Source organism: Sporosarcina sp. FSL K6-5500 (assembly GCF_038005665.1).
Classification (GTDB): Bacteria; Bacillota; Bacilli; order Bacillales_A; family Planococcaceae; genus Sporosarcina; species Sporosarcina psychrophila.
In genome coordinates, this window is record NZ_JBBOTP010000001.1 from 1,961,814 (window position 1) to 1,987,236 (window position 25,423).

A 25,423-nucleotide genomic window follows, 5' to 3' on the forward strand; every position below is an offset into this window, starting at 1 on the left:
TAATAGACATGAGAAAAGGGAGGCTTATGATGATGAAAAAGATGAGTTATTTCCTTGTTTTACTATGCTTGCTATTGATTTCGGTAGGGTGTTCTAATGGTCAACAACCAATTGTCAGTGATTCAGATGATGAAGTTGAATTAATAATTTCGGCCGCGGCCAGTTTAACAGATGCATTGAATGAACTGAAAACTAGTTTTGAAAGTGAACATTCGACCATTACCTTGTCGTTCAATCCCGGGGGCTCAGGTAAATTAGCGCAACAAATTGAGCAAGGTGCACCCTCAGATGTGTTCCTATCGGCAAGTAAAATAGATATGGATAAGCTGCAGGAGGGAAATCTGCTACTTGAAGATACACGAATAGATTTTGCTACAAACGAGCTGGTGTTAATTACGAATAAAGAAAAACCGTTCAATTTATCCTCATTTGAAGATATAGATCCAGCAACTATTGATCATTTTGCTATCGGCGAGCCAGAAAGCGTGCCTGTTGGCCGTTATTCGAAAGAGGTACTTGAAACATTGAAGCTTTGGGAGCCGTTACAAAGTAAGTTGGTTTTGAGTTCGGATGTACGCCAAGTTCTGACACATGTTGAAATGGGCAATGCGGATATTGGCGTTGTGTATGCCAGTGATGCATTGATTTCAGATAAGGTAAAAGTAGTGGCTACGGCTAAACCTGAATGGCATGATCAAATTGTTTATCCGGGGGCCGTCATTGCCGACTCGAAGCACCCTGAAGAAGCGAAAGCATTTTTAGCGTTTCTCGCAGGCGAGCAAGGCAAAGAAATCTTGAAGAAATACGGATTCAAGTAAGTAGAAAGAGGGATGCATGTGAATGAGACGGATTATACGCCATTACTTTTATCGTTAAAAGTAGCGGGCATCTCCACTCTTTTCGTTTTTATAGGAGGAGTCTTCTTCGCACGAATACTGGCACGCAAAACGTTCTTTGGAAAAGGGTTTATCGAAACGTTATTCCTTTTGCCACTCGTTTTACCTCCGACTGTCGTTGGGTTTGGATTACTGATACTTTTTGGGAAGAATGGGTTTATCGGAAGTTGGCTATATTCCGTGTTCGGTATTCAAATCATTTTCTCGTGGCTTGGCGCGGTTATAGCTTCAATTGTCGTCTCATTTCCTTTGATGTATCAAAGTGCAAGTGCGGCTTTCGAAAACTTGGATTCAAAGTTGGAGAATGTGGCTAGAACAATGGGAGCTTCGGAGTGGCGTGTTTTTTGGACCATTTCGTTTCGTCTTGCTTGGCCGGGTCTTCTTGCTGGTTTAGTCCTCTCTTTTGCAAGGGGACTCGGGGAATTCGGGGCTACGTTGATGTTGGCGGGCTATATTCCTGGAAAAACAGATACGATTCCGATGGCCATCTACTTTGCGGTAGAATCGGGGCAAATGGAGAAGGCTACCTTTTGGGTAGTTATTATCGTTGCTTTAGGATTTAGTACAATCATGTGGTTAAATTGGTGGAGCAGGCGGAACATGCGTCGCTATAAAAATGACAATGGATAAGAGGATGATTGTATGCTCGAAGTACACATCAAAAAAAAGCTACCTCACTTTTTGTTGGATATTGAATTGAAGGTAGAAGATGAAATTCTTGTTTTATTTGGACCCTCTGGATCCGGGAAAACATCAATTTTAAATAATATAGCAGGGTTGGACAAACCCGACGCAGGATATATCAAGTTAAATGGAAAAACGTACTTCAGTGAAGGAGGCAAACCGCTACCGACTAAAAACAGAAACATCGGCTATCTCTTTCAGGATTATGCACTTTTCCCTCATATGATTGTGGAAAAAAATATTGCCTATGGAATGAAAAAGAAAAAAGAGGGTGAGCCCCCGTTTCGGATTGAACACTTAGTTAGCGTGTTAGGGATAGAGCATTTGTTACAAAAATATCCCCACCAAATTTCTGGCGGAGAGAAGCAAAGAGTTGCACTTGCGCGTGCCTTAGCAACAGAACCATCCATTTTATTACTTGACGAGCCCTTGTCTGCGTTAGATCATGAAACGCGGATTGAGTGCCAGGACGAACTGTTAAGACTCCATGAGATTTGGCGAATTCCGTTCATTATCGTTACGCATGACATGAATGAGGCGGAGAAGCTTGGAGATACAATCCTGTATCTTGAAAAGGGGTCGGTAATAAAGACTGTCGATAATTTGCATAAAAGGATAGCTGTTTCGAATTGAAAAAAGTTCCTCCCTTCAACTGAGTCAAATCGTTGAAGGGAGGAACTTTTTTAGACTTCGTTAAAATGTTTCATATATGATTTTCCCTGTTTTGGATAAATCGTAACCGCCAATTGATTGGATCTCTTTCTGAAATGAATCTGAATGTAAAATATGTGTTATCAAATTAATAAGCCCTTCATTTTGTGGAGTTTTCAATATGACGAGATCATACTGTTCTTGGATGAGGGGAATAAAGTCAACGTCAACGAGGTGGGCAGTTTTCTCAGTGCCTATCCCTACATCGGCTTCTTCGCTTGCAACTTTGCTGGCAACTCCTATGTGGTTCAATACTTCTACTTCATAGCCAGATACATGTTGAGGAGAAATGCCTTCTATCCGAAACTTCTCGTCAATTAAAACCCGTACACCGGATCCTTTTTCCCGGTTGACCATTGAGATTCCTGGTTTCGTTAAATCGGTCCAAGATTGAATGTTTTTAGGGTTTCCCTTTCTCACGTAAAAGCCTTCCCAGCGTGATAGGAAATTGATTATGAGGTAAGGTTGTCCGACGAGGATTTTGCGGACGTAAGGAATATTATATTCCCCTGTGTCTCCGTCAAACAGGTGAGTACTTACGACATCTGCCTCCCCTTGGTACATGGAAACTAAACTATTCAAACTGCCTGTATACGAGCGAAGCGGACGATACCCAGTCGAATTCTTCTCAATGTAATTAGCCAATATGTCTAAGCTCAAATCCTGCCCGCTAATTATGATTTGTCTAGTTGGTGTGGTAAATGACTTACTTTCATCGGGAGGGTTTCCGTTAAAGTGCGCGTCCACTCTATTTACGTTTCTTCTACTTTTAGTTTGTTCTTTATAATCAGCCAAGTCATGGGCGTCTATTCGTATTTGTCGTCCAACCCGGTACGAGGGCAATTGTTCTTTTTTGATCAAATCGTAGACCGTCAATTTGGACACTTTCAAAATCTGAGCAATTTCTTCGGTCGTGTATGAAATATCTTCTTTCATGCTCGATTCGTCCTCCTTCGTGCTGCATGATAATCTAGATTCCACCGAGGTATTAAAGACAGTGTATAAATAGAGTACAAGCCTCTTTAAAGCACCGTAGTGGATTTGAAAGAAGTCTTAATTTCAATTTATACTAGTTCTCAAATCATTTCTAACTATACATGTCGGACAAATGAATACCTATATAAACTGAGCGGAGGCGCCTTACAAGGGGTAGCCGAAGCCCTAAGACTGGCGGCGAAGCTGCTTGACTTAAGGCGGGAGGCATCCCCGAGCGCCGAAGCGGATTCAATGGGATTCTTCATTTCAATATATGTAGTATACCAAAGCTTTTAGGCAGAACCTAATTGAGCTTCAGCTGGAACTTGTCGTTGAAGGCAGCTGTTTTTCGTGAATATCACCGCTTCTATGGTAAAGTAGAAAGGATAAAATGTGAGGAGGATTTGCTATGAAAGAAATCACAACTACCGAATTACAAGAACGGATAGAAAAAGGTGAGCAGCTTAACTTGGTCGACGTGCGCGAGGCAGATGAAGTAGCGGCAGGGATGATCCCTGGTGCAATTCACATCCCTCTAGGCGAGGTACCGGTGCGTATGAGTGAACTTGATAGCTCTAAGCCATATATACTGATTTGCCGTTCAAGCGGCCGTAGTGGGCGTGCGCAAGAGTTCCTAGCGGATGAAGGCTATGATGTTACAAACATGCTAGGCGGCATGCTGGAATGGGAAGGCGCTACTGAATAAGTACTTTTGGAAAGGAACCTTGCGGGGTTCCTTTTTTGGTTTTAGGAATATAGGGGTACAGTTGGCTTGTTGTTTAGTTTAAGGGAAGCGTTGTGGAAATTTATGAAAGTGTTGTGAACTATTGCTGTAGTCTCGTTTGGTTTTGGCAAAGCATTGCTTCGTTCAGTAAAAACTAATTCTACCCCCAATCTCTACTCAAAGTAGGACATATCTGCCGCTGAATCTGCGTATAGTGAAGGAAAAAGGCGGTGTCCATATGAAACGGTGGTTTGTGATCTGTTTATTATTTGTGTGTTCTCTTGGAATTGTCATGTATGGCGTTAAGGCTTCGTCAGATCGGAATTTTTTCATGCCCGCAGAGCTTGGTGGGGTGAAGATACTTATCGACCCGGGACATGGAGGTATGGACGGGGGCGCTTCATCCGGAGATGTCGTAGAACGGGATATTACACTGAGTATCTCTCATGAATTGAAGAAGCGGCTTGAAAAGAAAGGGGCGACAGTTATCATGACGCGGACACAAGATGGCGACGCGTTGGCCGAACATGCCCCGGCTGAGAAATTCGGAACAACTCGCGAACGCAAAATGGCTGATTTGAAATTGAGGGAAAGCATTGCAATCAGTGAAAAACCTGATATGTTCATCAGCGTTCACGTTAACGCAATACCAGAGGAAAGATGGCGCGGGTCTCAAGTTTTTTATCATCCGGGGGGAGATCCTAATGGTGAATTTCTGGCAAAAGCTATTCAAGAATCATTCCAGACTAATTTAAAAAATACGGAACGAGTAGCAATGGCAATTAAGGGTGTCTATTTGCTGAAAAAAGTACCGACTCCAGCAGTTCTCGTTGAAACAGGTTTTCTGTCAAACAATGAAGAAAGGGCCCTTCTAATTGACCCTGCTTATCAAGGCAAGGTAGCTGATGCGATCATGGAAGGTATCGTTGAATTTCATACTGCAGATGAAAAGTGAGAGCCTTAATGGGATTTGCGGGTAGCTTATTATGGTATACTTGGAGGTGAATGAATAAACCTCCAAGGGGTGTCTACATTGATGAATGAAGAAACAGTACGTGAATTGTTGGGGCAACTGAAAGATCCGTTTTTACATAAAACGCTTGCGGAGACGAGTGGAATTACAGGCGTAACAATCAAGCCAGAGAAGAAGCATGTTAGCGTGAAGATAGCTATCGCTAAAATTAATACTGCTGAACAGATGGGTCTTCAAACACAAGTGGTCGATGCATTGAAAGGAGCAGGTGCTGATTCTGTTGGTATCCGTTTCGAAGAATTACCGGCAGAAGTGCTGGAACAGTTCCGTGGAAAAGTGACGGAATCGGAAGCACAAGATTTATTGTCACCGCTGAATGACGTTGAATTTATTTCAATAGCGTCTGGTAAAGGTGGCGTAGGGAAATCGACTGTGTCGGTTAACCTTGCTGTAGCACTTGCGCGTCTAGGGAAAAAGGTCGGTTTAATTGATGCTGATATTTATGGCTTTAGTGTACCAGATATGATGGGTGTAACTGATTTGCCAGTTGTTCGGGGTGACCGGATTATCCCAGTTGAACGTCTAGGCGTAAAAGTTATTTCTATGGGCTTCTTCGTTGAGGATAACGCACCAGTTGTATGGCGCGGTCCAATGCTTGGGAAAGCACTCGACCAGTTCTTCCGCGACGTTGAGTGGGGAGATCTTGACTACCTATTCCTCGATTTGCCGCCAGGTACAGGGGATGTTGCGCTTGATATCCACCAGATGATTCCGACGTCTAAAGAAATCGTTGTAACGACTCCGCATCCGACAGCTGCATTTGTTGCTGCGCGTGCAGGAGCAATGGCGCTTCAGACCGACCATGAATTGCTTGGTGTAATTGAAAATATGTCTTGGTTCGAATCGAAAACGTCAGGTGAACGTGAATTCGTATTCGGTCAAGGCGGCGGCGTAAAATTAGCTGAGGAACTTCGTACAGAGTTACTTGGGCAAATTCCTCTTGGCCAACCGGACTGGGATGAAGAAGATTTTGCACCTTCCGTCTATGCAGAAGATCATCCTATCGGGAAAATTTACATGGACATTGCGGAAAATATTATTAAAAAAACTACGAAACAATAATGGATGTAAAAAGGTGGAGAAGGCTATTTGCCTCCTCCGCCATTACTTTTTTCCTGCTTGTCTTCTCCGCCACTTCCGCCAGCACCTCCACCACTACCTCCACCGCTCTCCTCTGGTTTCGGTTCACCGGCTTTTAAAATCAGTTCTTGCCATTTCGTTTGCAGTAAAGGGCTGTTAATGGTTTCTTCAACAACTTTTTCAAGATGTTTCTTCATATTTGCCGACTGGGTAACGGTTTCTAACTGCTTTAACATGTCGGGCTGGGTGAAAAACTCTTCCAACTGTTTTTGGAATGATGAATCATCCATCAGTTGTTTCATGATATCTTGCTGCTGTTCCTTCATGCTTTTTGCAATGGTTTCAGTGAACTTTGGATCTTCGAACGTTTTTTTCCAAAAATCTTCCCCTTTTTTAGAAAGGAGAGTGTCTTCGACGGATTTCTTTACTTCAGGTTGTTCTAGAATAAGTAGTTCCTTAAATTCCGGATCTGCGAACATTTGCCGAACCGCTTTTTTCCCCTCCTCCGTCTGGAGTGCATCGGTCATCATTTTTTTTGTTTCGTCGTATGTCGGAGCAGCCTGCTGCATGCTACATCCAGTCAATAAAAGGGCCGAAAACAGGAATAGACCAATTCTTTTTTTCATGGAAATCAAATTCCCTTCCAGATGCATTTTCATTTATTGTTCACAATACGACGTAGAATATGCATGAATCGTTTAATGAAATAGATTTTTCATCAAAACGTTGTTACACTATTGGAAGGAAAAACAAAACGGAGGATCACTATCGTGACAATACGAAATTGGGTCAAATTCTTTTTTACAGCATTACTAATCGGAGGCTTCATGACGGCGGTTGTAGGATTAATTGTCCGCTGGGAGTTCTTCTCTCAATATTTATCCAATGGTGAATACGGTCAATTCATAGGTGCATTTCTTTGGATGATCTTCCTTGGGTTTACGATGAGCGTCGTTGCGCAAATGGGCTTTTTTGCTTATTTAACGGTCCATCAATTCGGTGTGAATATCTTTAAAACACTCACATTGTGGAATTGGGTTCAGCTATTAATCATTGCGATTGTCCTATTTGACCTTATCTTCTTCAGATTCCAATTGACGTCAGATGAGACAGGTCGTACAGTTCTGTACCTAGGATTACTTGCAACACTAGTAGGTGTTTCCGCGATAACCGCTTATTTCAAGGCGAAATGGACGAAGAAACACACGCTCATTTCAGCACTATTCTTCATGATCGTTATTACAACACTTGAATGGTTACCTGCGTTGATGGTACGTTCAGGTAATATCGATTCATGGGTCACAATCCTGCTCTTCCCGCTTCTTGCAGTGAATGCGTATCAAATCTTAGTACTGCCGAAGTTCAACAAGCAGTCTGATGAAGATAAGGTGAAGCTGGAAGCACGCAGAAAAGCACGAGGCAAAGTTACGAAGTCTGCTAAAGCAAAATAAAAAAACAGCACACCAGCCAGTTGATAATGGCGGATTGTGCTGTTTTTTTATAAGAGTAGGTGAGGCGGTTGGGTTATTCGGGTATTTTTTTGACATTCACCTTCGTTCCGAATAACATGGCTTCCACAGATATAAAAGTTCGATCTTTATCTAACTTTTTTAACTCAGCCAAATTAACACGGTTTTCCCGATGATGGGGGACAGAAATAATTTCTCCTTTAGTGACAGAAGGGAGGTCGCCACCATTCCAAACAACAGATGAACCCAGTGCATTAACTTCCGCATCCCAGAGCATACTATGCAAGTTCGCTGGAAAAACTTCATCAATGGTACGAAACCAAAGAGGTTTTACCCCGAAAGTTTTTTCGAACTGCTCAAGTTGTTCTATGAACAAAATTGTGTTTTGTTCATAGGTTACACCCTTATCGCCGAGTAACCCTATAGAAATATTTTTTTCTTTGATGAGTTGCACGGTTTCTGGAAAACGACCAGCCCATTTCATATCAACGAGTAGAAGTGGATAAGGTTTACTGAGTTCTTGGATCCATTTTTCCACTTCTATATCCCCGAATGAAATATTTACGGTCAGTGCGGAACCACTAGCGCCGCGTACAATAACAGCAGGTTCCTCCGTTACGCGGAACACGGATACAAGAGATAGTTGTTTAGGTAAAGCGGGAAGGAGCAGGAAGAGCGCGCAGCAAATAATGGCAGTGATCATGTACTTGTTTCGCATATGTTGTCCCCTTTTTGCACAATCTACCGTAAGTTTATGAAAGTGTGTTGACAAATATGCAAAAGACGTGATAATATATATAAGTTGCTGTCGGGAACAAAACAAACTTTAAAAAAGGTCTTGAAAAATATTTAATGTTTGTTATAATGGAGTTTGTCCTGAACGACATGAACAAATTTAAATGAATACTTATTATTCCGCAGTAGCTCAGTGGTAGAGCAATCGGCTGTTAACCGATCGGTCGTAGGTTCGAGTCCTACCTGCGGAGCCATATGCTTCCATAGCTCAGTAGGTAGAGTGCTTCCATGGTAAGGAAGAGGTCACCGGTTCGAATCCGGTTGGAAGCTCCAGAGCAACTTTAAGAATGAGGCCCCTTGGTCAAGCGGTTAAGACACCGCCCTTTCACGGCGGTATCACGGGTTCGAATCCCGTAGGGGTCATTAAAACTTTTTCAGCGTGAAATGTTGAAAGAAGTTTGCTTGTTACTTAAGGTTTTGAATCTAATAATACATATTTTAACATGGTGGGGTAGCGAAGTGGCTAAACGCGGCGGACTGTAAATCCGCTCCTTCGGGTTCGGCAGTTCGAATCTGCCCCCCACCACCAATACTATTTCAACGATTGCGTTGAAAACAGTATTCCTTGATTTTAACGTTTTGCGTTAAAAAGAGTTTACTTTAAGGTTGTTATGTAAAGCATTGAATAGAGTAGATCTTACTTTAATGCAAAGCACCGAAAAGAATTAAACTTAAATACTAGTGGGGTATAGCCAAGTGGTAAGGCAACGGACTTTGACTCCGTTACTCGTTGGTTCGAATCCAGCTACCCCAGCCATTTTCTTGCTTTACCAAACCATGTGAATTGCAAATAGCTTTATTAACCCTTTCGCCAAAATGAAAGGGTTTTTTTCTATTTTCAACTAGATATAATTCTCTATATTGAACAAATGAAATACCGATATGAACTGAGTGAAGGTGCCATAAAAAAGATAGCTGAAGCCGGCAGATATCCCTTAGCTCCGAAGCGAATTTACTGGAGTTCTTTATTTCACCATATATAGCCCGAAAGAACGAATTTATAGTAGAGTAAATGGGGTTATAATTATTTTTGCAGGCCCCCGTAGGTTGAAAAAGGTTTTTAGGAAAGAAGTGATTTTATGCAAGGAAATAATAAAATGGTAGATGATTTAATTCGCCATGATGGTAGTCATAGTCCGGAAAAAATGCTTAGGGACATTGCCTATGCACTTGATCAGTCAGCTATTGTTGCTGTCACAGACCAGACAGGGAAAATAGTGTATGTGAATGAGTTGTTTACAAAAATAGCGCAATACAGCGTGGAGGAACTTGTGGGGTCAGACCATCGGATTATCAATTCAGGCTTTCATCCTTCTTCGTTTTTCAAAGAGCTATGGGCGACAATCGGCAGGGGAAATACATGGCGTGGTGAAATCTGTAATAAAGCCAAAGATGGATCTTATTATTGGGTCGACACGATGATAGTTCCATTTTTAAATGATAACGGAAAGCCCTATCAGTATATATCCATCCGCTATGACATCACTAAAAGTAAAGAGTCTGAGCGGATGATACGCGACCTTGCTTATAATGACCAATTGACCAGTTTACCTAATCGAACTTCATTTCGGAAAATGTTTTATCAAGAAATAGAAGTAGCGAAAAAACAGAGAACAAAACGAGCCTGTATCTATATGAATGTCGACCGTCTTCGCTATGTGAATGATTCGCTTGGACACGAGGTAGGTGATTATATTTTGTCTGTTATTGCGAAGAGGTTAAGGACAATTCTAAAAGAAAAAACTGTTATTGGCAGACTTTCAGGTGATGAATTTGCATTCCTCCTTCTAGATGTACGTGATGCACAACACGCTGAACAACTGACAAAAGAAGTTCAGCAATATATTGAGGAACCTATTGAAGTAAAGGACCAAATGCACACACCATCTTTAAGTTTCGGGATTGCCTTGTATCCGGAGCATGCTAAAAAACCTTCAGAGCTTGCAATGAAAGCAGAAAAAGCTCTTTCTATCGCCAGAACGCATGGCGGCGGAGGATGTGAGATGTATCAGCACGGAACAGCGGCCAAAACATTGGAGCGGATCTTGCTGGAGAATGAATTACGGAAAAGCGTTCATTTGGGTCATCTCCATCTTGATTATCAGCCTAAAGTGAACTTGAAGACAGGGAAGTTGATAGGTGTTGAAGCGTTAGTGCGGTGGAATCATCCCGATCTTGGCAGAATACCACCCGATAAGTTCATTCCCGTGGCGGAAGAGACGAAAATCATTATACCTCTCGGGGAATGGGTACTGCGTGAAGCTTGCGGGCAGGCAAGAAAGTGGCAAGATAATGGATATGGACCGTTTCGGGTGGCTATCAATATGTCAGCCGTGCAATTGGAAGAACCAACTATTTTGCATACGATTAAAACAATTCTTGAAGAGACGGGTGTCACAACAGATTTGATTGAAATCGAATTAACTGAAAGTGCATTTGCCAACCGGGATGATATGCAGGGAAGAATTCGTGAAATAAGGGCGTTGGGTATTACGGTGTCTATCGATGACTTTGGAACAGGTTATAGTACGTTTAGTTATATCAAAGAACTACCAGCTGATACGATTAAAATCGATATGTCCTTTGTGCGCGATATACACCTTAATGAAGATAGCCAGGCAATCGTTAAGGCTATTGTAACTTTAGCAGATACTGTGGGCTTAAACGTCATTGCAGAAGGTGTGGAGTATGAAGAACAAGCCGTTATCCTAATGAATTTAGGTTGTCGTGAGGGTCAAGGCTATTACTATAGCAAACCAACGTCTCCTGATGCATGTGAACAGTTCATGGGAAAAAGATTGTAAACGAATAAATATTCAGATACTTGTTGAGTTGAGCCAAACCTTCTCATGGACTTATACTAGAGATATAGATAAGGGGAGGTAATTTGACATGCAACATTTGAATATTTCATTAATCGGTGTACCACTCGATTTTGGACAAAGTCGTCGTGGGGTGGATATGGGGCCAAGTGCAATCCGATATGCAGGTGCTGTAGGGAGAATTGAATCGATTGGCCATCAGGTTACGGATGAGGGCGATGTTCAGGTAAGTGCTGTAGAAAGAAAAAAACATAGTGATACGAATTTGAAGAACTTAGATGAAGTCATTCAAGCGACTACGGAGCTTGCGCGAAAAGTTGCTGAAGTTGTGGATGCGGGTAGATTCCCACTTGTTTTAGGAGGCGATCACAGCATCGCTATTGGAACACTTGCTGGCTTGTCGGAAAAATATAAAAATCTCGGTGTCATCTGGTATGATGCGCATGCAGATTTTAATACTGCAGAGACATCGCCTTCCGGTAATATTCATGGAATGCCTCTTGCCGTAAGTGTTGGGCTAGGGCATGAAAGTCTCGTTAATATACATAGTGAAGGTCAAAAAGTAAAACCGAAGAATGTTGTCATCATCGGAGCACGTTCTGTGGATCCGGAAGAACGTCAATTGCTCAAGGAGCAAGGTGTTAAGGTGTTCACGATGCATGAAATCGATCGCTACGGAATGACTTCGGTTATGGAAGACGCTCTCGCCTATCTACGTTCACGTGATGTCGACGGTGTCCACTTGTCGCTTGACTTAGATGGGCTTGATCCGCTGTATACACCAGGAGTCGGAACGCCGGTACCAGGGGGAATTAGTTATCGGGAAAGCCATTTAGCGATGGAAATGCTGGAAGACTCAGGCATGATTACTTCGGCTGAATTTGTAGAAGTAAATCCGATTTTGGATGAGAAGAATAAAACAGCTGATGTTGCGGTAGGTTTAATGGGCTCACTGTTTGGAGAAAAACTAATTTAATCAGTTCTTGAAAGCCCATCTGGTAACTTAGATGGGCTTTTTTCACACCTGTTGATTAACCAAAAAATAACCAGTGAATAACATGATCACCTACTGGGCGCTACGTGTGTAGTTGACTTTGGATTGCTTTGGATCGAATGACTTCTATAGGATTACCAAGATGTCTGGATGTGTAGGGATACGACTTTGTCGCATCCCTACACATTTATTTCGGTAATCGTATGGTGGTCCTTCATCCGTCGCCCTCCAAGTTCATAAGTACACGAAGTGCTAAAGCTTATTGGGACGAAAGAATAGAGGGGTATCTATCTACCTGGATAAAAGCCGCCAAAGATGCAATTTTGGCGGCTGAAACTTTCTTTGAGTGTTTTCTCTTTTTTACTAGTAAAGAAGTATCGCTTTCTATTTATGCATCACATGATTAGATGCATACTCTTTGTTAAAAGTAAGCAAGAAGCACATTATACAACGTGCAAGAGTGCCCGAAATTGCATCTTCGGGCACTTACACTCGCCATAGAATGTCATCTACTCTTTTCTTCTAAAACAACTGCATTTTACACTTGAACATTGTAGGTACGCGACAGGCAACTATTCGCAACAGGATTACTGAAAAAAGTGTGGCTAGAAGTGACGGAGTCACTTCTAGCCACACTAGGACACCTCAGTATATCTGACATGAATAGTTCGCCGAAAGCGAGCCGAAAATAGTCCAGTGAAAATGGAGGCTTTCAATCCCTTCTCACTAATGTTTTATGCAAATAGATGGTTAATCAATAGAAGTGGATTTTTTTCTGGAGAATCGCAGGTAATCCCAAAAACGCCATGTGTCACTGACACAAAAGTTTCGAATCCCACATCCCACTTTAATCAAAAGCCATTTACTTTTCCAATCATTAAATATAGTGAGGAAATAACTAGCAATATCTGTTAAAATAAAATTAATGAAAAAAAATGAAACCTGTCGACACCTTCAAACGTATAGAAGGGACAGCCGCATAGAGCGGAGGGTGAAATACATTGGATGAACTGATCAATAAACGAATAAATGAAGTCTTGAAAGGCGATCAAAATGCATTTGAAGAAGTAGTGACTTTATTTCAGCATCGCCTATACCAAGTATGTTACAGGATGCTTGGCAACGCACAAGAAGCAGAAGATATTGCGCAGGAAGCATTTGTCCGTGCCTATATCAATATTCATACATTCGATCAAAAACGGAAGTTTTCAACGTGGCTGTTTCGGATTGCGACGAATTTATGCATCGACCGAATTCGAAAGAAGAAACCTGATTATTATCTCGATGCAAATGTCCCGGGTACAGATGGTCTGAATATGTACTCACAAATTGCCGCATCCGGCGAGCTACCTGAAGATGAAGTCGAAAGAATGGAATTACAGGAACGAATCCACTACGAAATCGGAAGACTTCCTGATAAATACCGTTCCGTCATTATTTTAAGGTATATCGAGGAATTACCGCTACAAGAAATTGGTGACATTTTGGAATTACCACTAGGGACCGTAAAGACCCGTGTCCATAGAGGGCGGGAAGCACTTCGGAAACAGATAGGTAATATGTAGGAGGGAATTAATATGAATACGTGTCCGGAACAAATCGTTCACTATATGCACGCGTATTTAGACGGTGATATTAGCCGTGACGAAGAGCGGCTATTGAAAGAACACCTAGATAGCTGCAAAGAATGTAAGGAAATTATGAATGGATTGACTGAGTCTATTGCTTTTATAGGAAGTGCTTCAAAAATAAAGGCGCCGGACAGCTTTGTCAACGGTGTTATGGCACGACTTCCCAAAGAAAAATCCCAAGCGGGTGTTCAACGCTGGTTGCGTAGCCATCCACTTTTGGCAGCTGCAGCCATGTTTTTAATCCTTATGAGTGCAACACTATTTTCAAGTTATGGAAATGACCAGCAGTTTTCGGTGACGAAACAGCCGAATCTTGTTGTCGAGGGTCAAACGGTACTCGTGCCCGCCGGTGAAACAGTTAAAGGTGACATAGTCGTTAAAAATGGCACCCTCCGTATCGAAGGAGAAGTGGATGGCAACGTTACAGTTATTAGGGGTTCTAAATACATGGCCTCTACAGCGATTGTAACTGGTAAGAGCGAGGAAATTGACAAAGTGTTTGACTGGCTTTGGTATAAAATAAAAACAACAGCTAAAGACATCTTTCCATCATCAAAAGATGACAAGCAAGATGAAAAGTAGACAGGGCGACCCCGCGACCGTTTAGAGTTGGTAACCGGTCGCTCTTTTTCATTGCTTAGGAAACTATAAAATCACGTACAGTGGATTGGCTGCAATATAGAGACTTCACGCAGACATTGCCGCAGGACGTGGCATACTTTGGCTGTGTTCATTTATAACAGCTGCTTGCGCTTTTGTTCTTTTCTAAGAAAGGACAGTGCAGTGCTGTTATGCTATACTATACGCATAAGAAACTGTTTATGAAGGTAGGCGAAGCACATGCCAAAATGGCAAGAATTAGTTGATTTCAGTCCAGTAGCGGCATTTATTAATATTGTAGATGTGCTTCTCGTCTGGTTTGTTTTTTATAAATTGATTACGATTATAAAAGGAACGAAAGCGGTTCAACTTTTAAAAGGGATTTTTGTCCTTCTCATTGCTCGTATTCTGACTGAGTTTTTTGGACTTGATACGCTTCAATGGATGATGGATCAGGTTCTTCCGTTTGGATTTCTGGCTATTATTATCATCTTCCAACCCGAGCTACGGCGTGCGCTTGAACAGATTGGTAGAGGACGGCTATTTGCTCGTACAATGATGCAGGAAGAAGAGGAACGTGATCGTCTGATTGAAGCGTTTGTGAAATCTGTTAGCTATATGGCGAAACGGCGAATTGGTGCGCTTATTTCAATTGAAAAGGAAACAGGTCTAAGTGAATATATTGAAACCGGTACAGGTATGGATTCGCTGATTACGTCAGAACTTCTTATCAATATCTTCATCCCGAACACGCCACTCCATGATGGTGCAGTCATTGTCCAGCGTAATCGCATTGCGGCAGCAGGATGCTATTTGCCGCTGTCGGAGAGTCCGTTCATCTCAAAGGAGCTTGGAACACGACATCGTGCAGCCCTTGGAATTAGTGAAGTAACGGATGCTGTCACGATTATCGTGTCAGAAGAAACTGGAGCAGTAAGCCTTACTGCAAATGGGGATATAGATCGGAATCTTGATATGGAGGAATTTGAAGCGCGGTTGCGGAGAGTCTGGTTCGGTTTAACAACTGAAAAGCAGGATTCTTCCATCTGGAAGTGGAGGTGGAGAAAAAATGGATAAGTTTATGAATAGCCCATGGTTTCTTCGCTTGACAGCCTTATTCCTTGCAATTATTCTTTTTTTTACTGTGCAGGCAGAAGAAAAAAAGGGTAGCAAAGCAGTTGGAGATGCGAGGGACATCATTCAGGATTTCCCTGTACAAGTGTTTTATGACAATGAAAATCTTGTCGTGACGGGAGTTCCAGAAACGGTCAATATGACCATTGAAGGCCCAGCGAATATTGTCCAGACAACGAAATTATTAAAAGACTTTACGCTACGAGTCGATTTGTCTAGTTTGCCAATGGGTAAGCATACAGTTGAGATTCAAAGTGAGAATGTTTCTGAGAAGCTGAAAGTCATCTTCGATCCCGCGACAATCGAAGTCGTAATCGAAGAGAAAATCACACAAACATTCCGTGTTGATCCTGAACTGAATGAACGTCTGCTTGCTGAAGAGTTCAATGTCGTTAAGATAGATGTCGATCCGTCAACTATCGAAGTGACGGGGGCGAAGAGTGTTATTGAATCGATCAGTTTTGTAAAAGCCTCAATAACAGGAGACAAGGAAATTAACAAATCATTCGAGCAGCAAGCACGGGTTCGGGTCTTAGATAAAGATTTAACGAAGCTGAATGTGACGATTGTTCCTGAACAAGTGACTGTCAAAGTTGAGATTTCCGAATATAGTAAAGAAGTGCCAATCGTACTTAAATCGCGTGGAGTTCCTGTTACTGGTGTCACTGTCGATGCCATTTCTGCTCAGGATAAAACGATTAGTTTATTCGGTCCACGGAAAGTACTGGATCAAATTAAAGAATTCAGTGTTGATGTGGATGTATCCGAAGTAAAAGGACAAGGAACAATGGCGATTGATTTGAAAAAACCTAAAGGTGTTACAAAGATGTCTTTAGATAAAGTTAAAGTGAAAATAGATGCAACAGTGATTGATTCAGACTTGGAAGTAATCAACCCGGAGCCGCCTGTTGAGGATGTAAAAGTAGTTACGAAGGAATTTAAAGACATGCCTGTTACTGTAAAAGGACTTGATGAAAGTTTCACGAGTTCATTTCAGAAACCGGCGGCCGGTTTGGTTGTACTAACTGTCACGGCGGAACAGGATGTAATTGATACATTGGAGAAATCAGATTTCACCGTTTATATCGATGCGTCTGAAACCACGGACGAAGGAGAACAGAATTTCTCAGTCTTGGTTGAAGGACCCCTAGATGTGAAATGGATACTATCAGATAAAGAAGTAACGATGCATATTGAACTTGCCTGACATACAGTTGAATGTGCAGGATTGAAAGGGAGAATGAAAATGACAAAGTATTTCGGGACCGATGGCGTCCGTGGGGTTGCAAATAAGGAATTGACACCGGAAATCGCATTTAGATTGGGTAGAATTGGTGGGCATGTGTTAACAAAAGAATCATCAGGGAAGTCACAAGTACTCGTCGGCAGGGATACGCGTATCTCGGGTCAGATGCTTGAAAATGCCCTAATTGCGGGTCTTTTATCGACGGGGATTGAAGTGATGACTCTTGGGGTTATTAGCACACCAGGTGTCGCTTACTTGACGCGCGTCATGAATGCACAGGCCGGAGTCATGATCTCAGCTTCACATAATCCTGTCGAAGACAATGGCATCAAGTTTTTTGGTGCAGATGGTTATAAACTGACGGATGAACAGGAAGAAGAAATTGAGCAACTGTTAAACGTACAAGAAGACTCGTTGCCGCGTCCGACTGGAGCAGACGTTGGTTTTATAACAGAGTATTTTGAAGGCGGACATAAATATATTCAGTACTTAAAACAGACGGTCGACGAGGAATTCGCGGGAATTCATGTTGCACTCGATTGTGCACATGGTGCGACATCTACACTGGCAACACATTTGTTTGCTGATCTTGATGCAGACCTAACAACAATGGGAGCATCGCCAAACGGCTTGAACATTAATGACGGTGTCGGTTCGACTCATCCTGAAGAATTGGGTAAACTCGTTGTTGAAAAAGGTGCCCATATTGGTTTAGCGTTTGACGGAGACGGAGATCGTCTTATCGCTGTAGATGAACGTGGAGAAGTTGTTGATGGTGACCAGATTATGTTCATCATCGCACGTCATTTACATGAAGGAGGCCGCCTTAAATCAGGAACGATTGTCTCAACGATTATGAGCAATCTAGGTTTCTATAAAGCATTGACGGAACACGGCATGAAGAGCATTCAGACAGCCGTTGGTGATCGGTATGTTGTAGAAGAAATGAGAAAAGGAAATTATAATCTTGGCGGTGAGCAATCAGGCCATATTATCTTCCACGATTACAATACAACAGGCGATGGGCTTCTTACAGGACTTCAGCTCGTTAACATTATGAAAATAACTGGACGTAAGCTATCTGAACTTGCGGCAGGCATGAAAATTTATCCACAAAAACTTGTTAATGTACGTGTTACGGATAAGAATGCTGTGACGGATAATGCATTAGTAGCAGAAGTAATAGCAGAAGTAGAAAAAGAGATGGCAGGCAATGGCCGCGTTTTGGTTCGTCCTTCGGGCACTGAACCGCTTGTGCGCGTCATGGTAGAAGCGCCTTCTGAAGAAGATTGTATACGTCTTGTTCAGCGTATTGTTGACGTTGTGCAAGCAGAAATGGGAACTGAATAAGAGACTAAACCATTGATCGAAGATGTCGTTATTGACGATATCTTCGGTTTTTTATTTTGCCGAAAACAAAAAGGTATCTCAAGATAGTGAGGAAAACACTAACTCGAGATGCCCTTTTTGTTTACCAAATGAGATTATCAACCGAATCGCCCGTTGATGTAGTCATCGGTGCGTTCGTCTGTCGGCGTACTAAATAGTGTGGATGTACGATCGCATTCTACGATTTCTCCGTTTAGGAAAAATGCAGTGCGGTCGGAAATTCGTGCTGCCTGTTGCATGTTATGTGTAACGATTGCTATTGTTACATCGTTTTTGATGTTGCGAATCAATTCTTCGACTTTATGTGTCGATACCGGGTCTAGTGCTGAAGTTGGCTCATCCATTAGGATTACTTCTGGGTCAACTGCGAGGCAGCGTGCTATACAGAGCCGTTGTTGCTGTCCGCCGGAAAGTCCATATGCGCTTTTGTTCAGACGGTCTTTTACTTCATCCCATAAGGCTGCTTTACGTAAGCTGTCTTCAACAATTGTATCTAACATTGCTTTGTTACGGATACCGTGAATCTTCGGCCCGTATGCAACGTTTTCATAGATGGATTTCGGGAATGGATTGGGTTTTTGGAATACCATGCCGACTTTTGAACGAAGCAATTCCACGGACATCGCTTTGCCAAGAATATTATTGCCCATAAATGTAACATTACCAGAAATGGTGACGTCGCCTACGTTTTCTACCATCCGGTTTAGTGTTTTTAAATACGTAGATTTTCCGCAGCCGGAAGGGCCGATGATTGCTGTTACTTCTTTTTCATTGATGGACAAGTCGATGTTTTTAAGCGCGTGCGCCGTGCCATACCAGAGATTTAAACCGTTTGTTTCATAAACTGCTTTTGTCCAATTTTCATTTTTCATGACACGAAGCTTAGCATCTTCAGTAGGTCGAACGAGTGTTTTTGTCATAATAATCCTCCTATCAATTTTTAAGCTTTTTTTGTGATCTATTTCTAAAGTAAATCGCAAATCCGTTCATTGTAATGAGTAAGATCATAAGCACGATAATTCCTGCTGAGGCAGCATCTGCAAATTCGGGTTGTGGGCGTTTAGCCCAGTCGTAAATTTGCATCGGAAGAGCTGTAAATGTACTAAGCGGTCCAGTTGGCAGGAATTGAACGATAACCGGTATCCCAAGAACAATGAGCGGTGCTGTTTCACCGATGGCACGTGAGAAGGATAAGATGCTACCTGTCAAAATAGAACCTGCTGCGGACGGTAAAATCACATGAATGATTGTTTGCCATTTTGTTGCACCCATGCCATATGAAGCTTCTCGAAGTGTGTCTGGAACGGAACGAAGTGCTTCTTGGGAAGCTACGATGATGATTGGTAAGATTAGCAAACTCATCGTCAATCCAGCAGCCAAGATACTATTGCCTAATGATGATGCACGGACAAAAACAGTTAGACCAAGAAGTCCGAAGACAACGGAAGGAACGCCGGCAAGGTTACTGATATTCATTTCAATAAAAGAGGTCCATTTATTTTTTTTAGCATATTCTTCAAGGTAAATAGCGGAACAAAGGCCTAGGAACATGGATACCGGAATAACGACGGCCATGAGAGCCAGTGTACCGACAAGAGCTGCTTTAATGCCCGCCTTTTCAGGGAAGCGGGATCCGAAATTCGTAAAGAATGAAAAGTTCAACCGTCCGACGCCATCTGCACCAATGCCGTAAAACAGGAAGAATGTAATTCCGAGGACGGCGGCAGCGATTGCACCGAACAGCCATTTCATCGCTGAATCTTTTGTAAGTCGACGATTTGTTTTTGACTGAAGAACGCGGTCCATATTAGTATTCCTCCCTGAATTTCGTCTTGATGTACAAAGCGGCCCGGTTCATTAGGAATGTGAACAAGAATAGCATGAACCCGACAGCGTAAATGGAATAATAGATTGTTGTGCCATAGCCTGCGTCGCCTGTTGCGACTTGAACGATATAAGAAGTCATCGTTTGAATTGAACCTGTAAAGTCCATATTGAATATTGGCGTGGAACCTGCGGCAAGTGAGACAATCATTGTTTCTCCTACAGCCCGTGAAGCAGCAAGGATAATCGATGCTGCAATACCGGAAATTGCTGCTGGAAAGACGACTTTGATAGCTGTTTCAAATTTTGTAGACCCAAGCGCGTAAGACCCCTCGCGGAATGAAGCAGGAACAGCAGAAAGTGCATCTTCCGAAAGCGAGATTATCATTGGTAAAATCATAATACCGACTACAATACCGGCACTTAGTGCGTTAAATAACTTCAATTGTGGAATGAAAGACTGGAGCCATGGTGTCACGACTGTTAAGGCAAAAAATCCGTAAACAATCGTTGGAATTCCAGCCAGTAACTCAATAATTGGTTTGATGAACTTTTTGATTTTTGGTGACGCATATTCACTGAGGAAAATTGCACACGCAAGTCCGAAAGGGACCCCGATAAGAAGCGCAACACCTGCGATTTTTAAAGTCCCGACGATTAAGGGAAGTATACCGAATGCCTGATCAGCATTGGAGAAAGGTGCCCATTCAGTTCCAAAAATGAAGTCAGTGATCTTTATTTCTTGAAAAAAGATGAATGTTTCTTTCAGTAATGTGTAGATAATCCCAAATGTTGCCAGTACAGTGATGGAAGTGACAGCGAGTAAAAGATGCGGGATGAGTTTGCCAAACTTCTCATTCTTTTTAGCAGCAGCAATGACATCGCGTGTTCGCAACTTATCTGTCGGTTTTATTGAAGTCAATCTATGGACCTCCTATTGGATAACGTTGTTTAGTTACGGTGTTGAAAGGATAATGGCTGCCCTACTATGCAGGACAGCCAGGAATCGTTCTATTATTTCAGAGAATCCAATGCTTTACGTCCTTCTTCATAGTCTGCTTCAGGCAGTTGTACATAACCAACTGCTTCGGCCATTTCTGCTGAGTTGTCGATAACAAACTCCATGAAGTTACGAACTTCTTTTTTCTCTTTAACTGCATCGTTGCTGACATAAATGAATAGTGGGCGAGAGAATGGAGTGTATTCGCCAGACTCGATTGTTTGTGCATTCGGTTCAATACCATCTATTAATACTGCATTTAGCGCGTCTTTATTTGATTCGTAGTAAGCATAACCGAAAAATCCAATTGCATTTTTGTCACCTTTAATTCCTGTAACAAGAACGTTGTCATCTTCAGAAAGTGTTGCAGATTTTACAAGATCAGCATCTTCCAAGACAACTTCATTGAAGTAGTCATATGTGCCAGAATCTGTACCTGGTGAATAGAAGACGATTTCTTCAGCTGGCCAGCTTGGGTTGATATCAGACCATTTTTTTGCTGATCCATCTTCTGCCCACATTTTCGCGAGATCTTCAACAGTAAGTGAATCGACCCAAGTGTTTTCTTTATTTACAACGATTGTTAAACCGTCGTTTGCAATTTTAAGTTCTGTATAATCAACGCCTGCTTCGTCAAGCTTTGCTTTCTCTTCATCTTTAATGGGGCGGGATGCATTTGAGAAGTCTGTTGAACCAGCGATGAATTTTTCAAATCCGCCACCTGTACCGGAAACACCTACGGATACTTTAACGTCTTTTTCAGCTTGTGCATATTCTTCAACAATCGCTTCCATGATTGGCGCAACAGTCGACGATCCGTCCCCTGCTACACTACCGCTTAAGCCTTCGCTAGTTTTAGCTGATGTATTACCGTCCGCTCCACCGCAAGCAGCGAGAAAGATCGAGCATGCAAGTCCGAGTGTTGCGAGTGTTTTCATGTTTTTCATCTGTTGTTGCCCCCCTAGAGTGTTTTGACTACAATTCAAATGATAGAGGAGAATTGTTGAGCGGGTATGAAGGAATCGTTAAGGTTTTGTAAACGAGATAGGGGGATATGATCGGTGTGGAAGGGTATATGATTGTTCTTCGCGGTTGTATGATCGGTGTAGGAACGCCATTAAAAAAGACTGCCCTGATGAGGACAGCCCGTGGGATGGTATTTAAAAAGGTATAAGTTTTTTCAACCTGGAGCAGTGTCTAGGCTCCAGGCGCAAACCCTCGGGTCATAAGTCGTTTTGCTATGGGGCTGAAGTACGCCTCCTCGCAAACCGTCTTATGCCTGTCGGGGCTAAACGGCAGCTTGCGCTTTTCTTAGTTCATTCGAAAATATAATGCAGTGCTTTTACAGCCTGATCGACAGTTTCGACGGTAGCGTTTGCTTTGCGGGACAATTCCTTTAGTGCATGATGATGTGCTTCATTACGAATTAGGATGAGTGGTTTGCCGAATGCGACGGCGGCACTCGCGTCCATCGCGGTATTCCACTGCTTATACTTCTCCCCAAATAAAGCGATGACAAGATCGGCTTGCTTCATTAATAGCTCCGTACGCAAATTATTAAAGTTTGATGCCGCAGCATCTTTGGAAATTGAATTCGGCTGCTTGCCTAGAATATCTTCCCCGATGTTATCAGAACGGTCATGGTCTTCCATGGGACCGACGAAATCGATTGGCAACTTAAGTGCAGCCACTTTCATCTTTACTTCCTCACGCCATGAACTATGGATTTCCCCTGCCAGGTAAACAGTTAATCTCAACTTAACCCCTCCTAATCATTAATCTTAATTGTAGCATTCATATTCAAAATGTTGCTCGTGAATGACCGAAAGTTTAGACTATAACTAGAGAGATAGGGGGAATTGAGATGAAAACACTTTGGCATAATGGCACGATGTATACGATGGAGCAAGAAGGAGACCAAGTTGAGGCGCTGCTCACAGAAAACGGTAAGGTTAGTGCAGTTGGCACATATGGCGATTTAAAAGAACGAGCAGATAATGAAATTGACTTACAGGGTTCCGTTCTTTATCCAGGATTCGTCGATAGTCATATGCATATGATTGGTCACGGCGAAAAATTACTAAGTTTGGACTTATCGAAGGCAACGTCCGCTGATGACATGATGGATATGCTGATAAATACTCATCCTGATTTGAAATCTGACGAATGGTTTATCGGAGAGGGATGGAATGAAAATAACTTCCCAGATAAAAAGATCCTCACGCGACATGAATTGGATAAGGTGACGGATTCCCCTATGATTTTGAAACGGACATGTAGACATGCGGCGCTCGCCAATTCAAAAGCGCTTGAGCTGGCAGGTATTTCAAAAGATACACTTGATCCCGAAGATGGTGTCATTATGCGTGATGCGAACGGGGAACCTACGGGCTACTTGAAAGAAGGAGCGCAGGAGATTGTACTTGCCCTTATTCCAGAGCCGACAGAAGAATCATTGACTCGGGCCTTACAAAAGTCAGTTGATGATTTGCTGTCACTTGGACTGACAGGGGGAGTGACGGATGACCTCGGGTATTATGGGGATTATAAAAACCCGCTACAAGCATTCAAAAACGTTATTGGTGAACAGAAGAAATTCCGCGCACATTTATTACGACGGTCAACTGTTTTCCAGCAATTGAAGGAAGAGCAAGCTACTTATAATGAACCTTGGATTGAGCCCGGCGAGATGAAGTTTTTCATCGACGGAGCGCTTGGCGGTAAAACGGCTTTGTTAAGTAAACCGTATGCAGATACGCCCGAAACATTCGGCATGACAGTCATTACGGATGAAGAAATTGGTGCGATAGTGTCGCTCGCACGCAAGTATGGCGAAGCAATTGCTGTTCATGTCATTGGGGATGCTGCTGTTGAAAAAGCACTAGATGCGATAGAGAAGTACCCGGTACCTACTGGCAAACGTGATCGACTTATCCATGTAAATATCTTGCGTGAAGATCTAGTCGAGCGGATGGAAAAGTTGCCAGTCATCCTTGATATACAGCCGGTGTTTGTATCATCAGACTTCCCATGGGTCATGGATCGTTTAGGGGAAGACCGTCTTGATTGGGCCTATGCGTGGAAAAAGCTGCTTGACCGTGGATTCATTTGCGGCGGCGGTTCGGATGCGCCAATCGAGGAGGTCGACCCATTGCTTGGCATCTATGCAGCGGCAACGCGTCGGAAGCCTGGGGAAACCCACGAAGGCTATTTGCCAGATGAAAAACTAAGTCGCTTTGAAGCGGTCGGCCTCTTTACGACGGGGAGTGCGGGAACAATCGGAAAAGCGGACGTCCGCGGTAAGCTTGCGCCCGGGTTCGATGCTGATTTCACTGTGCTCGACAAGGATTTATTCCGAGTGGAAGATGAAGAGATCGTGAACGCGAATGTTGTGATGACCGTTGTTGCTGGGGAAGTGATGTATAGAGGGTGAAATGGGACTGGCCTAATCCATGATTCATGCCAAAAGGAGAGTTGAAATATGCGACCAATCGAAAAAACAAAAATCTGGGTGCAGCAAGAAATAGGGAGTGCCGTCCATTGGATGAAACGGCTTCCAGGCAGTACTTCCTCTCTTCTTTATGAATTGAAAACGGAAGACTCGGAAATGGTTTTGCGACAAATTGACAATGAGGAGTGGCTTCTTGAAGAACCTGATCTCGTAAAGCACGAATCGTCGAGCCTTCGAAAAGCTTCGGATAGTGGGCTGCCGACTCCAGCGCTGATTGGGTCTGATGAAACAGGAAAGCTGAGCGGGTTGCCGTCTATCCTTATGACGAAAGTTGAAGGGAAAGTAGAGCTTCTGCCAGATGATTTCAACCAATGGACGGATGGGTTGGCAAAAGCACTTGTGCAAATTCATCAAGTTAAAGCGAATGATTTTACATGGAAATATGCGCCATATACAAAACGGGCGGACGTCAAATTCCCCGAATGGACGAAGAAACGGGATGTGTGGCAGGCGGCATTTGAACGTTTCCATGGAACGGAGCCTGAATTTCTCGAGACGTTCATTCACCGCGACTTTCATCCTGCAAACGTGTTGTGGACTAACAAAGAAGTCAGTGGGATTGTCGATTGGCCGAATGCATGCCGCGGTCCAGCGGGTATCGACGTGGGTCATTGCCGTGTGAACCTCGCGCTGTTGCATAGCGTCGAAGTGGCAGACCTATTTTTACAAGCTTATCAAAGACATGCTGAACCCTCATTTTCGTATGAACCCTATTGGGATATTGTCTCCGTTTTTGATTTTTTGGACGGACCTCCTGTTGTATATAGTGGCTGGGCGGCGTTTGGTGTTACAGGTTTGACGGATGAAATGATGGCAGCACGATTGGATCAATATATGGAGAGTATCAGTAACAAAGAGTAGAATCATTAAAAAAGCGTCCGTTCCCCATAAAAGGAAGGGACGCT

Annotated in this window: 24 protein-coding genes and 5 tRNA genes; 21 read left to right on the top strand and 8 right to left on the bottom strand. The window is 42.8% G+C overall.

All coding sequences use genetic code 11. The features are described from left to right. Nucleotides 1-29: 29 nt before the first annotated feature. The 3 genes from modA to MKX62_RS09155 are packed head-to-tail and all read left to right on the top strand — an operon-like array spanning nucleotide 30 to nucleotide 2,213. Complete coding sequence (modA, locus tag MKX62_RS09145) at nucleotides 30-818, top strand: molybdate ABC transporter substrate-binding protein (RefSeq protein WP_187046457.1); 789 nt, start codon at nucleotides 30-32, stop codon at nucleotides 816-818. An 18-nt stretch (nucleotides 819-836) separates the two neighbouring features. Next, complete coding sequence (gene modB / locus MKX62_RS09150; RefSeq protein WP_067204842.1) at nucleotides 837-1,526, top strand: molybdate ABC transporter permease subunit; 690 nt, start codon at nucleotides 837-839, stop codon at nucleotides 1,524-1,526. Nucleotides 1,527-1,538: 12 nt separating this feature from the next. Next, on the top strand, nucleotides 1,539-2,213 hold the full coding sequence (locus tag MKX62_RS09155; protein ID WP_067204845.1) for an ATP-binding cassette domain-containing protein: 675 nt from the start codon (nucleotides 1,539-1,541) through the stop codon (nucleotides 2,211-2,213). 60 nt (nucleotides 2,214-2,273) lie between these two features. Here the strand turns inward: MKX62_RS09155 and MKX62_RS09160 are convergent, their stop codons facing one another. Next, nucleotides 2,274-3,227, bottom strand: a complete 954-nt coding sequence (locus MKX62_RS09160) for a helix-turn-helix transcriptional regulator (protein ID WP_340741269.1) — start codon at nucleotides 3,225-3,227, stop codon at nucleotides 2,274-2,276. A 448-nt stretch (nucleotides 3,228-3,675) separates the two neighbouring features. On the opposite strand from MKX62_RS09160, the gene MKX62_RS09165 reads away from it, so the two are divergent. From MKX62_RS09165 to MKX62_RS09175, 3 genes are all read left to right on the top strand, one after another. Continuing rightward, the gene (locus tag MKX62_RS09165; protein WP_338653939.1) at nucleotides 3,676-3,972 is read left to right on the top strand and encodes a rhodanese-like domain-containing protein; all 297 of its coding nucleotides are present in this window, start codon (nucleotides 3,676-3,678) and stop codon (nucleotides 3,970-3,972) included. A 256-nt stretch (nucleotides 3,973-4,228) separates the two neighbouring features. Then, nucleotides 4,229-4,945, top strand: a complete 717-nt coding sequence (locus tag MKX62_RS09170; RefSeq protein ID WP_067204853.1) for an N-acetylmuramoyl-L-alanine amidase — start codon at nucleotides 4,229-4,231, stop codon at nucleotides 4,943-4,945. Nucleotides 4,946-5,026: 81 nt separating this feature from the next. Beyond that, nucleotides 5,027-6,085, top strand: coding sequence for an Mrp/NBP35 family ATP-binding protein (locus MKX62_RS09175; protein ID WP_370569990.1), 1,059 nt, complete (start codon nucleotides 5,027-5,029; stop codon nucleotides 6,083-6,085). Between the two features lie 23 nt (nucleotides 6,086-6,108). On the opposite strand, the gene gerD is transcribed toward MKX62_RS09175, so the two are convergent. Then, the gene (gene gerD / locus MKX62_RS09180; protein WP_338653935.1) at nucleotides 6,109-6,729 is read right to left on the bottom strand and encodes a spore germination lipoprotein GerD; all 621 of its coding nucleotides are present in this window, start codon (nucleotides 6,727-6,729) and stop codon (nucleotides 6,109-6,111) included. 144 nt (nucleotides 6,730-6,873) lie between these two features. On the opposite strand from gerD, the gene MKX62_RS09185 reads away from it, so the two are divergent. Continuing rightward, nucleotides 6,874-7,554 carry a KinB-signaling pathway activation protein gene (locus MKX62_RS09185; RefSeq protein ID WP_340741270.1) on the top strand — a complete coding sequence of 227 codons (681 nt, stop codon included), beginning with the start codon at nucleotides 6,874-6,876 and terminating at the stop codon, nucleotides 7,552-7,554. Between the two features lie 73 nt (nucleotides 7,555-7,627). Here MKX62_RS09185 and MKX62_RS09190 read toward each other — a convergent pair whose 3' ends face one another. Then, entirely contained in the window at nucleotides 7,628-8,290 is a 663-nt protein-coding gene (locus MKX62_RS09190) for a hypothetical protein (RefSeq protein WP_340741271.1), read from the bottom strand. A gap of 196 nt (nucleotides 8,291-8,486) precedes the next feature. Between MKX62_RS09190 and MKX62_RS09195 the strand changes: the two genes are divergently transcribed. From MKX62_RS09195 to glmM, 12 genes are all read left to right on the top strand, one after another. Then, nucleotides 8,487-8,561, top strand: a tRNA-Asn gene (locus MKX62_RS09195). 3 nt (nucleotides 8,562-8,564) lie between these two features. Beyond that, a tRNA-Thr gene (locus MKX62_RS09200) sits at nucleotides 8,565-8,640 on the top strand. 18 nt (nucleotides 8,641-8,658) lie between these two features. Beyond that, nucleotides 8,659-8,730 (top strand) — tRNA-Glu (locus MKX62_RS09205). Nucleotides 8,731-8,812: 82 nt separating this feature from the next. Next, a tRNA-Tyr gene (locus MKX62_RS09210) sits at nucleotides 8,813-8,896 on the top strand. Between the two features lie 153 nt (nucleotides 8,897-9,049). Beyond that, nucleotides 9,050-9,124 (top strand) — tRNA-Gln (locus MKX62_RS09215). Between the two features lie 322 nt (nucleotides 9,125-9,446). Further along, entirely contained in the window at nucleotides 9,447-11,171 is a 1,725-nt protein-coding gene (locus tag MKX62_RS09220; protein ID WP_340741272.1) for an EAL domain-containing protein, read from the top strand. A gap of 88 nt (nucleotides 11,172-11,259) precedes the next feature. Further along, nucleotides 11,260-12,165, top strand: coding sequence for an arginase (gene rocF / locus MKX62_RS09225; RefSeq protein ID WP_067204869.1), 906 nt, complete (start codon nucleotides 11,260-11,262; stop codon nucleotides 12,163-12,165). A gap of 1,019 nt (nucleotides 12,166-13,184) precedes the next feature. After that, nucleotides 13,185-13,748: an RNA polymerase sigma factor SigW gene (gene sigW / locus MKX62_RS09230; RefSeq protein WP_067204872.1), complete on the top strand. Its 564-nt coding sequence runs from the start codon at nucleotides 13,185-13,187 to the stop codon at nucleotides 13,746-13,748. Nucleotides 13,749-13,760: 12 nt separating this feature from the next. Further along, on the top strand, nucleotides 13,761-14,396 hold the full coding sequence (locus tag MKX62_RS09235) for an anti-sigma factor (RefSeq protein WP_340741273.1): 636 nt from the start codon (nucleotides 13,761-13,763) through the stop codon (nucleotides 14,394-14,396). A 258-nt stretch (nucleotides 14,397-14,654) separates the two neighbouring features. Further along, on the top strand, nucleotides 14,655-15,491 hold the full coding sequence (cdaA, locus tag MKX62_RS09240) for a diadenylate cyclase CdaA (RefSeq protein ID WP_067204877.1): 837 nt from the start codon (nucleotides 14,655-14,657) through the stop codon (nucleotides 15,489-15,491). Beyond that, complete coding sequence (locus MKX62_RS09245) at nucleotides 15,484-16,755, top strand: CdaR family protein (RefSeq protein WP_187046465.1); 1,272 nt, start codon at nucleotides 15,484-15,486, stop codon at nucleotides 16,753-16,755. Before cdaA ends, MKX62_RS09245 begins: the two co-directional genes overlap by 8 nt. A 39-nt stretch (nucleotides 16,756-16,794) precedes the next feature. Next, nucleotides 16,795-18,144: a phosphoglucosamine mutase gene (glmM, locus tag MKX62_RS09250; protein WP_340741274.1), complete on the top strand. Its 1,350-nt coding sequence runs from the start codon at nucleotides 16,795-16,797 to the stop codon at nucleotides 18,142-18,144. Between the two features lie 137 nt (nucleotides 18,145-18,281). Here glmM and pstB read toward each other — a convergent pair whose 3' ends face one another. The 5 genes from pstB to MKX62_RS09275 form a co-directional block, all read right to left on the bottom strand. After that, the gene (gene pstB, locus MKX62_RS09255) at nucleotides 18,282-19,055 is read right to left on the bottom strand and encodes a phosphate ABC transporter ATP-binding protein PstB (RefSeq protein WP_231885811.1); all 774 of its coding nucleotides are present in this window, start codon (nucleotides 19,053-19,055) and stop codon (nucleotides 18,282-18,284) included. A 61-nt stretch (nucleotides 19,056-19,116) separates the two neighbouring features. Further along, a complete protein-coding gene (gene pstA, locus MKX62_RS09260; RefSeq protein ID WP_067204887.1) occupies nucleotides 19,117-19,989 on the bottom strand; it encodes a phosphate ABC transporter permease PstA in 873 nt (290 codons plus the stop codon). A gap of 1 nt (nucleotide 19,990) precedes the next feature. Continuing rightward, nucleotides 19,991-20,929 (bottom strand): phosphate ABC transporter permease subunit PstC, encoded by a 939-nt coding sequence (gene pstC / locus MKX62_RS09265; RefSeq protein WP_340741275.1) that lies wholly within the window; start codon nucleotides 20,927-20,929, stop codon nucleotides 19,991-19,993. 92 nt (nucleotides 20,930-21,021) lie between these two features. Beyond that, nucleotides 21,022-21,954, bottom strand: a complete 933-nt coding sequence (locus MKX62_RS09270) for a PstS family phosphate ABC transporter substrate-binding protein (protein WP_067204890.1) — start codon at nucleotides 21,952-21,954, stop codon at nucleotides 21,022-21,024. A gap of 369 nt (nucleotides 21,955-22,323) precedes the next feature. After that, the gene (locus MKX62_RS09275; protein WP_338653922.1) at nucleotides 22,324-22,764 is read right to left on the bottom strand and encodes a YtoQ family protein; all 441 of its coding nucleotides are present in this window, start codon (nucleotides 22,762-22,764) and stop codon (nucleotides 22,324-22,326) included. Between the two features lie 107 nt (nucleotides 22,765-22,871). Here MKX62_RS09275 and MKX62_RS09280 point away from each other — a divergent pair, with 107 nt between their 5' ends. Both MKX62_RS09280 and MKX62_RS09285 read left to right on the top strand, forming a co-directional pair. Further along, on the top strand, nucleotides 22,872-24,440 hold the full coding sequence (locus MKX62_RS09280; protein WP_340741276.1) for an amidohydrolase: 1,569 nt from the start codon (nucleotides 22,872-22,874) through the stop codon (nucleotides 24,438-24,440). 48 nt (nucleotides 24,441-24,488) lie between these two features. Continuing rightward, complete coding sequence (locus tag MKX62_RS09285) at nucleotides 24,489-25,379, top strand: aminoglycoside phosphotransferase family protein (protein ID WP_340741277.1); 891 nt, start codon at nucleotides 24,489-24,491, stop codon at nucleotides 25,377-25,379. Nucleotides 25,380-25,423 lie beyond the last annotated feature (44 nt).